This is a genomic window from Endozoicomonas arenosclerae (genome assembly GCF_001562015.1).
GTDB classification, from domain to species: domain Bacteria; phylum Pseudomonadota; class Gammaproteobacteria; order Pseudomonadales; family Endozoicomonadaceae; genus Endozoicomonas_A; species Endozoicomonas_A arenosclerae.
The window spans coordinates 13,663-26,903 of the sequence record NZ_LASA01000101.1 but is presented as its reverse complement, the minus strand read 5'-3'; the positions used below and the strand labels follow the sequence as shown (position 1 = coordinate 26,903).

The 13,241-nt window shown below is 48.3% G+C and carries 13 protein-coding genes; 6 read left to right on the top strand and 7 right to left on the bottom strand.

From position 1 onward, the window contains the following. Positions 1-166 precede the first annotated feature (166 nt). From WG89_RS16095 to WG89_RS16075, 5 genes are all read right to left on the bottom strand, one after another. The gene (locus tag WG89_RS16095; protein ID WP_062267963.1) at positions 167-2,095 is read right to left on the bottom strand and encodes a hypothetical protein; all 1,929 of its coding nucleotides are present in this window, start codon (positions 2,093-2,095) and stop codon (positions 167-169) included. A gap of 62 nt (positions 2,096-2,157) precedes the next feature. Beyond that, complete coding sequence (locus WG89_RS16090; RefSeq protein ID WP_062267961.1) at positions 2,158-2,844, bottom strand: phosphoglycolate phosphatase; 687 nt, start codon at positions 2,842-2,844, stop codon at positions 2,158-2,160. Positions 2,845-2,923: 79 nt separating this feature from the next. Continuing rightward, positions 2,924-4,165: a hypothetical protein gene (locus WG89_RS16085; protein ID WP_062267959.1), complete on the bottom strand. Its 1,242-nt coding sequence runs from the start codon at positions 4,163-4,165 to the stop codon at positions 2,924-2,926. A 119-nt stretch (positions 4,166-4,284) separates the two neighbouring features. Beyond that, on the bottom strand, positions 4,285-4,962 hold the full coding sequence (gene rpe, locus WG89_RS16080; protein ID WP_062267957.1) for a ribulose-phosphate 3-epimerase: 678 nt from the start codon (positions 4,960-4,962) through the stop codon (positions 4,285-4,287). Positions 4,963-5,025: 63 nt separating this feature from the next. Further along, the gene (locus WG89_RS16075) at positions 5,026-5,844 is read right to left on the bottom strand and encodes a class I SAM-dependent methyltransferase (RefSeq protein ID WP_062267955.1); all 819 of its coding nucleotides are present in this window, start codon (positions 5,842-5,844) and stop codon (positions 5,026-5,028) included. 300 nt (positions 5,845-6,144) lie between these two features. Here WG89_RS16075 and WG89_RS16070 point away from each other — a divergent pair, with 300 nt between their 5' ends. The 4 genes from WG89_RS16070 to WG89_RS30385 are packed head-to-tail and all read left to right on the top strand — an operon-like array spanning position 6,145 to position 9,018. Further along, positions 6,145-6,990: a HEAT repeat domain-containing protein gene (locus tag WG89_RS16070; protein ID WP_062267953.1), complete on the top strand. Its 846-nt coding sequence runs from the start codon at positions 6,145-6,147 to the stop codon at positions 6,988-6,990. 33 nt (positions 6,991-7,023) lie between these two features. Beyond that, positions 7,024-7,914, top strand: coding sequence for a HEAT repeat domain-containing protein (locus WG89_RS16065; protein ID WP_062267952.1), 891 nt, complete (start codon positions 7,024-7,026; stop codon positions 7,912-7,914). Positions 7,915-7,932: 18 nt separating this feature from the next. After that, positions 7,933-8,856 carry a HEAT repeat domain-containing protein gene (locus WG89_RS16060; RefSeq protein ID WP_062267950.1) on the top strand — a complete coding sequence of 308 codons (924 nt, stop codon included), beginning with the start codon at positions 7,933-7,935 and terminating at the stop codon, positions 8,854-8,856. Between the two features lie 15 nt (positions 8,857-8,871). Continuing rightward, positions 8,872-9,018, top strand: coding sequence for a hypothetical protein (locus WG89_RS30385; protein ID WP_153301637.1), 147 nt, complete (start codon positions 8,872-8,874; stop codon positions 9,016-9,018). Positions 9,019-9,079: 61 nt separating this feature from the next. Here the strand turns inward: WG89_RS30385 and glpT are convergent, their stop codons facing one another. Together glpT and WG89_RS16050 are read right to left on the bottom strand one after the other, a co-directional pair. Then, positions 9,080-10,426 carry a glycerol-3-phosphate transporter gene (gene glpT, locus WG89_RS16055; RefSeq protein ID WP_062267948.1) on the bottom strand — a complete coding sequence of 449 codons (1,347 nt, stop codon included), beginning with the start codon at positions 10,424-10,426 and terminating at the stop codon, positions 9,080-9,082. A gap of 320 nt (positions 10,427-10,746) precedes the next feature. Continuing rightward, positions 10,747-11,778 carry an NADP(H)-dependent aldo-keto reductase gene (locus WG89_RS16050; RefSeq protein WP_062267946.1) on the bottom strand — a complete coding sequence of 344 codons (1,032 nt, stop codon included), beginning with the start codon at positions 11,776-11,778 and terminating at the stop codon, positions 10,747-10,749. 327 nt (positions 11,779-12,105) lie between these two features. On the opposite strand from WG89_RS16050, the gene rplM reads away from it, so the two are divergent. Next, the gene (gene rplM / locus WG89_RS16045; protein ID WP_062267944.1) at positions 12,106-12,534 is read left to right on the top strand and encodes a 50S ribosomal protein L13; all 429 of its coding nucleotides are present in this window, start codon (positions 12,106-12,108) and stop codon (positions 12,532-12,534) included. Between the two features lie 12 nt (positions 12,535-12,546). Then, positions 12,547-12,939 (top strand): 30S ribosomal protein S9, encoded by a 393-nt coding sequence (rpsI, locus tag WG89_RS16040; RefSeq protein ID WP_062267942.1) that lies wholly within the window; start codon positions 12,547-12,549, stop codon positions 12,937-12,939. The last annotated feature ends 302 nt before the right edge of the window (positions 12,940-13,241 follow it).

Here is a 13,241-nt window from a genome sequence, read left to right as displayed (position 1 = left end):
TAGAGAGTGTCACTGCTGATGCAGTGGCTCTGATCTTTGTTTGTGTCTCTGAATGACGTTTAATCACTGCTGGCTCCGCAATTAGTCTGGGCGCAGTCGTATGAGTAAGACCCGAAGATTATATGACTGCAAAGGTTAATGCAAACGCTGGGAGCTATTGTGACCGTTAATCCTGCTGATCTTCAGGAAGCCTGGATTTAGGCACTGACGACGGTGTGTCCGGGGTACGCTCTTCCGGTGGAATCAGAATGATGCCTTCAATGGGTGGGGCATGCAGAGCTGGCGGATCGTTGGGGTTATCTGTTGTGCTATGAGGTTCAAGCATGGTTCCAATGTCATTAGAGCGTGGCCGATCGACTGTAAACAATTGATCTTGCGATATTCTGATAACGGGGCTCACTGAGGCTCCACCGCTGATTGTGCTCATGGGGATTACCACAGTGCCTTCATCTGGAGGAGGTGGTGGTGAAGTATCTTCTTCGATCAATCTGTGTCGCTCTTCCGGTGCCTGGCTATGTCTTTTCTTTCGAATGTAGTACAGGCAGGCACTTGAGGCGATGACCACAACCAGGGTCAGGCCTGCAGCGGGAACAACAATAATTATAATGAGCGTCTGATGGTCTATAGAGCTGTTGTCGACAGGATCTGGAGGAATCAGGTCAGGAGGATGGGAGTCATTGCCGCCTATAAATGAGGGTTGTGAAGGCTCCGTAAAGCCAGGGTTGGTGATAACGATTATATGCGGACTGCCAGAATAGTCCGCTGTGGAATTAGAGTTATTGATCACAGGAAGGGTGGGCTGTTCCGGGTCAACCGTTGCACCTTTGTCCGACTCTATAATGGCGATAAAATATTCAGAATAGGGACCTAGATCGTCTCCGATATCACACCCCTCTTTATCATAGACTTCCCCGAAACCGGTTACTTCCGCCACAGCGACAAAGCAAACAGGATAGGTGACTGTGCATCTTGAATCCGTCTCAGGATGCATGGCTTCATCCGGCAACGGTTCTTTTTGGATGAACTCCCACTCTACCAATCGGCCCTCAAGGACATAAAAGGATGAGCTCTTGCCTTTACGAGTTCTGCAGAATCCTTTCCCTCTGGGTGCTGTTCCTGTGCTGCAATCAGACAGGCAGAGATAACCTTCAAGGCTTTGGTCCGTTTCTTCCCCAAACAGTTTAAGAATATCGTGAGTTGTAATGGCTAGAGCGGTTGCGCTCCCATCCGTACGGAACTGCCATCGATTAGCCTGGTGCTGGCTAACACCTGCGGAGCTGGCGACTAAATGAATAACCTGTTCTAAAGGCAAAAAGGGTATTTGCAGGAATTGCTCTCCATCCGGTTTATTGTATTGAAAGATTTGTCGATCTGGCTTGAAGCCGAGAAACATGAGTTCCTGTTGAGGCCAGCTGCTTTGTCCCAGGCAACTCATTCCTGGCAGTACAAGCTGGGTGACAGTCTGTGTAGCGGTAAAGCTTGAGCCGTCATGTTCTGCCACAATCCAGCCTGGCAGGGATTGATAATTTCTCGGATCAAAGCTCAAGGGGATGATGAGCAGTTGATTTTGCTCGTTAATATCCGCAACAGCGCTGATTACGGAGCTTGATGTTGAACTGTTTAGCCACTGATTGAATGAATCAACTTCCCTTTCAAAAGGCATCAGGACAGGCGTCAAGCCTTCATAGATTCTGTCCAGTTCACAGACCAGAATGGAATACTCTTCGTCAGTGGGTTGATGCTGGCAGAAAGTGACTCCGGATGACTCAATGTGTTCGGGTGTGTTGAGGGGGGTAATCGAAAGCTGTTCCAGCACTCGTTCCCTGAACTTCAGGTCTGACTGAGTTGGACTGGGGGATTTCACCGATGTGATGATGAATCGGTCCCAGAATATGATGCCGTAGGACCGGGTGTTGTCATCTCTGAATCGGGCCAATGCATAGGTGTCCAGATCACCAAAAGGTAAGACAATGGTGTCGGGATGTGTGTCGGGAGGCTCAAGGGCAGAAGCAAAGCGCAACAGAGGTAAGACAATAATGGCCAGCATCAACAGAATAGGACGAATGAGACGTTCTGAAAGTGAATTCAGTTGCATATCTAGTCTCCCCTGAGCTTCAACAGTTTAGTTGACTGTTCAGGTTCAGGGGGACAGTTGCGTTAGAGCAGGTCAGTCAGACTCTCAACGACAGAGTCAGGGTGAGACGACTCAATAGGCTCTCCATGGTTATAGCCATAAGGAAGGCCCACTACTTTTACACCCGCCGCTCTGGCGGCTTTAACGTCATTACTCGAGTCTCCGATCATGATGCTGTTCTGAGTGTTGCAGCCAAAATGCTCCATGGTGTGGTGCAGGGGCATAGGGTGGGGCTTCTTCTCATTCAGACTGTCTCCGCCAATGCTGAGTTCAAAAAAGTGATCAATGCCCATATGCTTCAGCAGCAATTCTGTGAAGATTTCAGATTTGTTCGTGACCACGGCTTGCTTGATGCCCGCCTTGTGAATCTGGCTGAGGAAAGAGAATACGCCAGAGTAAAGAGCGCTGTGCTGTCCTACTTCAATAGCGTAATGATGTTTGAACCGTTCCAGAGCTTTGCTAAAGGTTTCCTGGTCTACGACGCCGGGTTGATCTCCCATCATGTCATCGGCCAGGGCCCTTCTGACCAGTGACGGAATGCCGTTGCCGACCCAGAGTCTGGTTTTTTCGATACCGGCTGCGGGCAGGTTAAGGTCTGTCAGCATTTTATCCAGGGCAATGGCCAGGTCTGGAACACTGTCTACCAATGTGCCATCCAGATCGTACATGATTAATTGAACAGGGCTATCCAGCAATTCAAACAACTTCATTGTTTTCAGATATCCAGAGGGAGGAAATAAAAGACAGTGAGATTATAGGAGGATTTGAGTTGTGATTGACAGGTTGCAGTCAATTAATGTCATCAAGCGCTTTTTTCAGCTCATCAATATCAACATTCGGCTCTGGCGCACTTTCAACGGTTATGGGCTTGTTGGAAGTGAAATCTCGAGAAAGAAGTACCACCTGAAATTTATTGCCCCAGGGAAGAACGATCAGTCTCCAGGGAGTAGTTTGTGAAGAGTAAAGCTTGCTCTGTTCGTGCAGGTAGGGGTTCTGTATAGCGGAGTAAACGACAAAGTCATGATGGGTATCGAGTCCGTCTCCCGCCAGGTTCGGGTGTGAGCTGGCCAACAGGTAGTCCGTGCTATACAAACCAGGTGTTGCGACCCATTCCGGAAACCAGCCTGTGACGGTCACTCTTCCAGACAGTGACATGGCGGTCTGGTTAAATAATCCTGGTAGGCCAATGATCACTTTCGGCGGGGAGGGAAGCCAGGTTTCCAGATGGTCTCGGGTTTTAGGTTTTACACGCTGTGATCCCTGTTGCTGAAAAACATACATTTCAGTGTCGTAGAGCAGGCTGGCTCCCCCAATGCCCCCGGTAGGCAACTCATAGGCTTTTGACAGTTCGTGCCAGCCGGGACGGGTTGATTCCGGAGATTTGTCGTCTTTCTCTTGTTTCTGTTCTGCTCTATAAGATCTGCAAAGAGGGAGCGAGCCGGGAATTCTGCAGCAGATCTGCTTGTTGGAAAGCTGGGGGAAGCCCTGTTGCATCTGCTCCATATCGAATTGAACCCACTCGGAACTTTTAGGGGCGAAAATAAAAAAGTCAGCCAGTGTATTGGTGCCCGTCAGATGTTTCAGGTTGACGATGGCGTTGTCTGTGGGCGAGATATCGACAAAGCGGCTGGCTCCCAAGTCCTGATTTCGAGTGGGTGTTGACGCTTCCGGCTGCATGCCTGTAAAGGGTTCTGAGACGGCATTGAAAGCCCATGAGGCCAATGTACCCAGCATCTGGGTCAGTGAACTGGCTTCTTCGGTCTGTTTTTGAGTGTCGGGGCTTGAGAATTGATAGGTACCGGCTTTGTGGGCAAAAAGCTGTGCGGTGTGCATCATCCCATGAAAATCGACACTGATGGAGACGATGCCGACTTTTACGTACTCATAACTGGCGGGTGAAGTGACAAAGTCTGTGAGCCGGTCTTTGGCATCCAGCACATAAGCATCATATTCCATGGACACTTGATGGAAACCATGAACGGTTTGTGCCAGCAGAGTCAGTGCACATCCAGCAAGGAGATGCTTTTTCATTGGCAATATCAGCCAGAAGGAGTGAGCTGTTCAGAGTAGATAATAGCTGGGCTTAGGGTCAAAAGCTGGCAGATGGCTCAGACAGAGGGTCTATCTGAGCCATAGGGAAGATTTAAAGATCAGAGGCTTTCAGCTTTGGAGAGCTCATCGCGCATCTGGCTGATCACTTCCTGATAATTATCAGCATTAAAAATGGCTGAGCCAGCAACAAAGGCATCAGCACCTGCTTCAGCAATCTGGCGAATGTTTTGAACACCCACACCGCCATCCACTTCCAGACGAATGTCCAGGCCGCTGTCATCAATCAGCTTGCGGACATGACGCAGCTTACGCAGGGTGGAAGGAATAAACTTCTGGCCGCCAAAACCTGGGTTCACAGACATCAGCAGAACCATGTCGAGCTTGTCGATGACGTATTCAATCACATCAGGGGAAGTGGCTGGGTTCAGAACCAGACCCGCCTTGCAGCCACCTTCACGAATCATTTGCAGACTGCGATCAATATGATCAGAGGCTTCCGGGTGGAAGGTTATCATGCTGGCACCGGCTTCAATAAAGTCACCGATCATTCGGTCTACCGGGCTGACCATCAGGTGGACATCAATAGGAGCAGTAACCCCATGGTTTCTTAATGCCTTGCACACCATCGGGCCAATGGTCAGATTGGGCACGTAGTGATTGTCCATAACATCAAAATGAACCCAGTCTGCGCCGGCAGCAATCACATTATCAACTTCCTCACCCAGGCGGGCGAAGTCGGCAGAAAGGATGCTGGGGGCGATAATGAAGTCGCGCATGGTTTGTGTTCCGGTGTGTTCGATCAGAAATGAGGGGGATTTTAGACTTTTGCCACGCGGATGTCAGTTCTTTAAAGGCCCTTGGCACAGGTAATGTGCCATTTCGGTTTGATAAGGGAGGGTTCCATGTCGGGTAATCAGTTTTTTGAGGGCGTGGATCAGTTTCTGGCGAAACTCGGGTCTTAACTGTCTGAGTTCTATGTTTGGGAAGCTGCAGATGAAATCGGCCCAAATTTCTGGGTTGGGACACACAAATCCGGTTTCATAGGTTGTAGATTTGAGGGAAGAGAAATAGTTCTTGAGCTGGGGAAGAGCATTTTCAGCACTGAAAGGAGCCAGTATCTCGGAATATGGAGGGATATCCGGCTCAATAGCATGGACGGTTTCCCAGATGATATTTTCTGAGCGGCTGGCAAAAGTGGTTGCACTGAACCAGCCCTGAGGTCTGAGCGTTCGAATAATTTCTCTGAGCGTCTTATCAATATCCGTCGCATGATAGAGCAGCATATGAGCCAGTACCGCATCAAATTGCTGATCCGGGAAGCCCAGTTGTTCCATGTCGCTGCGCAGGACAATGTGCTCAGCTTTCAGCTCGGTGGTGTTCTTCCTGGCCTGAACGAGCATATTGAATGATCGGTCTGCCAGAAAGAGTTGATGATTTGGTTGAAGCAGGCCAGGGTAAGTCTGCCACAGCAATGCAGGCCCACAGCCGAGGTCCAGAATCTTTTCAGCCTTTTTGAAGGGAACTTGTTCTTTCAACCAGTGGAGATAGTGTTGAGGGTTCCTTCTGAAACGAAATATGTCGACCCTTCCAATAAAACGGGATGTGTTTTTGTAGTGCTCTTCGCATTCAATAAAGCGCAGATTTTCTTTGGTACGCATAAGCAATTTCAAGCGATGGCTGTGATCAATATGCTATCTGTGGAACTTCATAGAAAAGCGATAGATTAAGCATGTTTAATGGAGGGTTATTTAATCTTCATTCTATGAGGACACTGATGAGAGTAGACAGTTTTCTAACAGTTTATTTCTGTTTATGTCTTCAATAAATGATTGTAATGGCGAGGATTATATTTGTGGATATACTGAAGGTTGAATCAACTTAAGCTCTTGTCGCTTAAAAAATACTTCCAATGTCTTTTGTAGCGGGCAGCCTTTGTAATAAGGGAGGAGGGTATTTTTGTGAATGTAAATAGTAATTTTCAAGATCAACTGATTGCTCGGGCAGAGCAGATAATGGCTCAGGATGGGTATCAGTTCTCCCAACTGGCCGGGTTATCAGAGATGATCGACTCGTCAACCGTTCCTCAATTGCTTCAATGTGTTGCAGAAGATATTTCCGAAGAAACCTCCGCAGAGAAAAAGCCTTTTCTTGATCAGAACTACCTGTACAGCAAAGGGGATTTCAATCTTTCCCTGGTTTTTTGCAACGGTCTGGGAGAACCTTCGGACAGCCATGAAGTCTGTGCCAACGAGTTCGACTTGCTTTTGGTCAACCTGGGCAATCAATCCATTGATATCCCAGTGCTGCAAACCAAAGTAGACATAAACCATATCTACGAAATGCCGGTTCCTGCGAAAAACAGTCCAACCGTGATTCTGGGGCCTTATCACGCTCATATTTTCAAAGCTTATAATTCAGTGCCGCTGCTTGATGGCATCAAACAGCAGGCCTGCCTGCTAACCGCTCACTCAGAAGCCAGGGGGCCTTTGACATGGACTTACAACCGGGAGACTTTTCAACCTACCCGTTTGATTGCAACTCAAGTGGCCGATTCACGGAGTCAGCTTGCAGCTTCTCTGATCGGAGAGTTATCAGGTTCAAGCAAGAGTATCGAGTGTCTCGAAGGGGTTGCTAAAAGTGATCGCTATGCGCCTTTTGTTCGCTGGGAGGCTTTTTCAAGTCTTTGCAAGCTGGATGAGGAGCGAGGACGATCCTTGCTGGAAGCAGCTCTGGTGCACGATGGTGATCAATACATACGTCAACTGGCTGATAAAACACTGATGGCACTGTCTGTGTCGGCATGATGTTTTCTCAATCGCTTTGTCAGGAGGTGTACCATGGTTAGAACAATTGAGTGCAAGACAGAGCAGGCCATACCTCTGGATGAATTCTATAGTCTGTGTGACAGGTCAGACCTTCAGTCAGAAGAAGACCTGGAAAAACTGGTGCCTGCCTTGAAGCATCTGGCAAACAACAGGCAGTTTCTGGAACAGTATTTCTGTGATTACCTGAATGAGTTGAATGAGCCAGAGCATAGCTTTTTACCTCCTGTGTTTATGCCGAGAGTTGGTAAGTCCTATATTTTCCGCATTGTTATCTGGCCAGTCATTGATCCGGCTGAGTGGGGTAATCAACTGCTCTATCACTACCCCCATAATCATGATGTGGGTTTCATAACCTGTGGCTATACCGGTTCTGGTTATCACACAGATATTTACAGTTTCGATTACGAGCATTGCACCGGGCTGGTGGGTGAAGAGGTGGATCTTGAATTTCAGGAAAACACCATGCTGCCTCCCGGTAAAATCATGAAGTACAAGGCAGGCACAGATATGCATATTCAGTATCCACCTGAAGAGCTGTCTGTATCCCTGAATGTGATCAAGCGTGAGGCCCGGAAAAATATAGTCGAGTGCTCATTTGATATGGAAAAACGGACGGTGATGGGGCATTCCATCAAAATTCCCGTTCAGGAATCGGTTTTCAATGCCGTTTGCACACTGGGAAATGAAAACAGTAAAGACAGGTTGGTTGATATAGCCCAGAGACACCCTTTTATGCGGGTGCGGGCGGCAGCCTGGCATGCCCTGATTGAGTTCAATCCCGCTGACAGGGATTATCTGTTCTCAAAAGCTATGACTGATGAGCATGCTCATGTCAGAGCCTATGCCAATACCCTTAAACGCAATATTGAGAAGCAAACTGTGGATTTTGCTTCCAGTCAATAAGGCAAGTGAGGTGGCGTCATGGTTAGAACTTTTGAATACGACTCCGATGATAAGGCCATCTCTCTGGATGACTTCTACGAAATCTGTGAGTCAACGCCTATAAAGAGTGGTGAAGATCTGGAGCCTCTCTGTCCTTATCTGCATCGTCTTTCCAATAACAGAGCGTTCCTGGCGGAATATCTCTGTGATTACCTGAAGAGCTTTGCAACACTTGAGGCGCCTCACAGTTTACTGCCAACGACGTTTATTCCGCGTTTTGGTAAAGACTATGTCTTCAGGATTGTGGTTTGGCCAGATAACTTCAATACCATTGAGAAGGGGCAGTACAACTACCTTCATAATCACGATATCAATTTCATCACTTGTGGTTATGCCGGACCAGGGTATAAGACCGATATTTACGAGTTTGATTTTGAAAGCTGCAGTGGTGTTCTGGGTGAGAAGGCAGACTTCCGTTTTGTGGAATCCACTTTTCTGACCCAGGGCAAGGTGATGCAGTTTACAGCAGGCACCGATATTCACCTGCAGTATCCACCTGAAGCCACTTCTGTTTCTATTAATGTGGTTCAGAGAGAGCGGCAGATGGCTGTGGCAGAGTGCTCTTTTGATTCAAAAACCTATCGGGTCAATGGCCATGCTGTTTCTATATTCGCCAAGGATATGATGCTGCATGCCATTGCCAATTTTGGTGATGAAAACTGTAGGGATGTGTTGATGCAAATCGCCACTCGCCATCCTTTCATGCGTGTTCGGGCTGCAGCCTGGCATGCTTTGATGCAATCTCATCCAGAGGACATTGATCAGCTGGCCGAGCAGGGCGCAAAAGATCCACATCTATATGTGAGAACTTCTGTTAAACAGTTTCACGAAGGGATGACTCAGTATTTTGGACTGTCTGTTTTGCCTGGTCACGGCCAGGCAATGAACAGGGTGACTCCATAGTTCAGGAGGTGCAACATGAGAAATAATGACACCATGACTCAAAAGCAGAGCCCGCTGATGCAGGCCGTTTTGAAAGCTGTGGAAACTTCCAGAAAAGTAGACTTTGCTGGCAAGGCGCCGCATAGTCTGAATACTAAAGAGCAGTCACGACTGACTTTATAAAAGTTTAAGACCTGACGCACGGAGTCAGGTCTTTTTTGTCTATTAGAAAAACACTCTGGGTTCAAGTAATGCTTCGATGGGTTTTCACTTCTTCAATCCAGGAAATGGACAGCATGATCATGGCAGCAATGCAGGCGGCTATCAGGACATGAAAGCCTCCGTCCCAGCCGTATCGATCAACGATAAAGCCCATGGCAATGTTGGCAAACAGGGCACCACCAAGATAACCGAATAATCCCGTCAGGCCTGCAGCCGTTCCTGCCGCTTTTTTAGGGACAAGATCCAGAGCGTGAACTCCGATTAACATAACTGGACCATATATAAGGAAACCAATGGTGATCAGTGCCAGGTTATCCACAAGAGGATTGCCCGGAGGGTTCTTCCAGTAAACAATGACAGCAGCCAACACTGCCACCAGGTAGACCAGGCTGGCAGGTGCCCTGCGTCCTCTGAAGTAGCGATCGCTGAGATAGCCACAGAGTAATGTTCCGGGAATACCTGCAAACTCATACAGAAAGTAAGCCCAGCTGCTGTCGGTCATGGAGAAGCCTTTGGCTTCATCCAGATAGGCAGGTGCCCAGTCAAGAACACCGTAACGAACCAGATAAACAAAAGCATTGGCTATCGCTATATACCAGAGCAGGCGATTGTTCAGAACGTATTTGAAGAAGATTTCGCTGGCTGAAAACTCTTTTTCATGGGAATCGTTGTAGGCGAATGCATGAGGATAGTCTCCGGTGTACTCCTCAATAGGCGGTAGGCCGCAGGACTGGGGGGTATCCCGTACCAATAACCAGCTGATAAAAGCCACTGCTACCGCTACCAGACCAGAGAAATAAAAAATACTGTGCCAGTCAACAAAAAGGCTCATGCCCAGAATGGCCATGGGGCCTACGAGTCCGCCACCGACATTGTGAGCCAGGTTCCATATGGCGGCCCTTGTCCCTCGTTCGCTTACAGAAAACCAATGAACAATGACTCGCCCGCTGGATGGCCAGCCCATGCCCTGAAACCATCCATTTATAAACAGCAGAATAAACATGGCGGGTATGGAGGCGGTAGCGAAGGGGGCAAAGCCCATCAGAATCATGGTCATGGCGCTGAGCACCAGACCACAGGTGATGAATTTTCGGGCATCGCTGCGGTCGGAAAGGTTGCCCATCAGGAATTTGCTGATGCCATAAGCAATGGAGACGCCTGAGAGTGCAAATCCAAGTTCGGCTTTGGTGAAACCTTCTTCCACCAGGTGTGGGATGGCCAGGGAGAAGTTTTTGCGGACAAGGTAGTAGCCAGCATAGCCGATGAAAATACCCAGAAAAACCTGGCGTCTCAGATATTTATAAGTGTTGTCGACATCCTGGCTGGCAATCGGTTCCTGGTGACTGGCCGGACTCAAAAAGTTATTCATACGACCCTGATGCTCGTGAATGGTTTGTTAGTGGCAGGCAGGCTGCCTTTTCACCTTCCAGATTGGCTCAATAAAACGACTGAACATACCTGTTGGGGCAGGAGTCATTTCCGTAATCAAAGATAAAAATAGGCGAAAATGTCCAGTTGGGCAGATTAATTACAACTCTAAAGATGAGCGGTGGCCTCTTTCCGATGACATTTCGAATGTCTTCAGAAACAACTGCGCGCTGGAAATGAAGCTCACCCCTTTACTATGAAAATGACTGCAGTGCCTGACAGAATTACATTTTCACAGTAAAGAGGTGGGTTAGAGGAGGTTCAGGGGGCAGGGTTAGGCTGAAGAGTGTGAATTTTTTCAATCTCTTCCAGCAAAGTGTCAGACAAGTTCAACTCACTCGACTTTAAATTGCTTTCCAGTTGCTCCAGGGTAGTGGCACCAATAATGTTACTGGTCAGGAAAGAGCGGGATGTAACAAAGGCCAATGCCATTTGGGCCGGATCAAGTCCGGACTCTTTTGCCAGATTGATGTAGGCTTCTGTTGCTCTCTGGGATTCTGCTGACATATAGCGCTGGTATTGAGGATAAAGAGTTATACGCCCTTTCTCAGGCTTGTCTCCTCCAAGGTATTTACCGCTCAGAACGCCAAATCCCAGTGGTGAGTAAGCCAGTAAGCCGACCTGCTCACGGTGGGCAACTTCAGCCAGTCCGACTTCAAATGAACGGTTCAGCAGATTATAAGGGTTCTGAATACTCACAGGACGAGGAAGGTTGTGTTCACCGCTCTGGCGTAAATGCTCCATGACGCCCCAGGGGGTTTCATTCGACAAGCCGTAATGTCTTATCTTTCCGGCTTTAACCAGTTCATCCAGTGCGGAAAGGGTTTCTTCGATGGGGGTGCCATCAAAGCCATCCTGGTGCATATAGCCCAGTTTGCCAAAGAAGTTAGTGTTACGGTCTGGCCAGTGCAGTTGGTAAAGGTCAATGGTTTCCAGACCCAGTCGCTGGAGGCTGCCATCAACGGCTTTATGGATATGTTTGGGGGTCATCATTCGACCTCCATCCATATAATCCAGGCCTGGGCCGCAGATTTTGGTGGCGATAACCAGATCATTGCTTTTACCGCGCTGCTTGAGCCAATTACCAATAATGGCTTCGGTGCGGGTGTAGGTTTCTTCTCTGGCTGGGACCGGGTACATCTCAGCGGTATCAATAAAGTTGATACCATAGTCCACAGCACGATCCAGCTGGGCAAAAGCTTCCTGTTCGGTATTCTGCTCGCCCCAGGTCATGGTACCTAGACAGAGGGCGCTCACTTTTATGTCGGTTTGGCCCAGATTTCTGTATTCCATAGTTATCAAGCTCCAGAGGTTGGATTCCAGTGGGAGAATAACGCTGCTTTTAAAGATGGCTCAAGGACTTTAGATGTACATTTGTACTAGCTGGTACGTATGAACCCTGTAATGTGTCACAAAGGGGTTTCATTCCTGTAAACAGACGATATAATACTGCTCCCGTTTCCCAATTGAGCGCCCCATGTTTGAGCAGGTCGTAGCCTGAAGCTATTAGCCTTGCTTCATCCCCGAGCGGACTTCTGTGCGGATTTAAGTACTGAATTCAGTAAGGGGCGGCCAAGTAAGAACAGGTGTTGCATTAGCAATACTATTGAGGCGAATTTAATGAAAACTTTTAGTGCAAAACCAGAAACAGTAAAACGTGACTGGTTCGTGGTCGACGCTGAAGGCAAGACCCTGGGCCGTCTGGCTACCGAAATTGCTACCCGTCTGCGTGGTAAGCATAAGCCAGAATACACTCCGCATGTCGACACTGGCGATTATATCGTTGTTGTTAATGCTGAGAAGGTTCACGTGACTGGCCGTAAAGCGTCTAACAAGATGTATTACCGTCACACTGGCTTCCCTGGTGGCCTGCGTTCAGCCAGCTTTGAAAAGCTGATTGCGCACAAGCCAGAAATGGTCATCGAAAAAGCTGTTAAAGGTATGCTGCCAAAAGGCCCTCTGGGTCGCGACATGTACCGTAAACTGAAAGTTTACGCCGGTACTGAGCATCCGCATACTGCGCAACAGCCACAGAAACTGGACATTTAATCGGGGGTAGCTATGTCAGTGACTCAATACTACGGTACTGGACGTCGTAAGTCTTCTACCGCTCGCGTTTTCCTGAAATCTGGTTCTGGCAGCATCTCTGTCAATGGCCGCAGTCTGGACGAATACTTCGGTCGTGAGACCGCTCGTATGGTTGTTCGCCAGCCTCTGGAACTGACTGAACTGCTGGAAAAGTTTGACATCAAAATCACCGTTGTTGGTGGTGGTGGTTCCGGTCAGGCGGGTGCTATCCGTCACGGTATCACTCGTGCGTTGATGCAGTACGACGAAACCCTGCGCCCAACCCTGCGCAAGGCTGGTTACGTTACTCGTGACGCTCGTGAAGTTGAACGTAAGAAAGTGGGTCTGCGTAAAGCACGTAAGCGTCCACAGTTCTCCAAGCGTTAATGTCAGTGGCGTCTGTTATCAGGCGCTGTTGCAAGAAACGCCCGCTTTATGCGGGCGTTTTTTTTTGCCTGGAAAACAGAAAACTGAAGTAGACGACCAGAATTAATTATTTTGGAGTGCGGTTGTCAGTGTATCTGGATGTAGGGTACTTCTGAATAGGAAGTGCCAGTAATTTAAGCGTCTGGATAAGTCGGTTTACTGGTAGCTTACGCAGGTTGTGCTTGAGCGGTATGCATGGTGTGGAGCCCTTGATACTGGCGAGATTGATTCTCAGGTTCAGGAAAACTTCATGTAAGGCTTTT

Excerpts from the sequence above, each read along its gene's own strand:
- WG89_RS16095 (WP_062267963.1), bottom strand. The coding sequence starts at position 2,095 with ATGCAACTGAATTCACTTTCAGAACGTCTCATTCGTCCTATTCTGTTG.
- WG89_RS16050 (WP_062267946.1), bottom strand. The coding sequence starts at position 11,778 with ATGGAATACAGAAATCTGGGCCAAACCGACATAAAAGTGAGCGCCCTC.
- glpT (WP_062267948.1), bottom strand. The coding sequence starts at position 10,426 with ATGAATAACTTTTTGAGTCCGGCCAGTCACCAGGAACCGATTGCCAGC.
- rplM (WP_062267944.1), top strand. The coding sequence starts at position 12,106 with ATGAAAACTTTTAGTGCAAAACCAGAAACAGTAAAACGTGACTGGTTC.
- WG89_RS16090 (WP_062267961.1), bottom strand. The coding sequence starts at position 2,844 with ATGAAGTTGTTTGAATTGCTGGATAGCCCTGTTCAATTAATCATGTAC.
- WG89_RS30385 (WP_153301637.1), top strand. The coding sequence starts at position 8,872 with ATGAGAAATAATGACACCATGACTCAAAAGCAGAGCCCGCTGATGCAG.
- WG89_RS16060 (WP_062267950.1), top strand. The coding sequence starts at position 7,933 with ATGGTTAGAACTTTTGAATACGACTCCGATGATAAGGCCATCTCTCTG.
- WG89_RS16065 (WP_062267952.1), top strand. The coding sequence starts at position 7,024 with ATGGTTAGAACAATTGAGTGCAAGACAGAGCAGGCCATACCTCTGGAT.
- WG89_RS16075 (WP_062267955.1), bottom strand. The coding sequence starts at position 5,844 with ATGCGTACCAAAGAAAATCTGCGCTTTATTGAATGCGAAGAGCACTAC.
- rpsI (WP_062267942.1), top strand. The coding sequence starts at position 12,547 with ATGTCAGTGACTCAATACTACGGTACTGGACGTCGTAAGTCTTCTACC.
- WG89_RS16085 (WP_062267959.1), bottom strand. The coding sequence starts at position 4,165 with ATGAAAAAGCATCTCCTTGCTGGATGTGCACTGACTCTGCTGGCACAA.
- rpe (WP_062267957.1), bottom strand. The coding sequence starts at position 4,962 with ATGCGCGACTTCATTATCGCCCCCAGCATCCTTTCTGCCGACTTCGCC.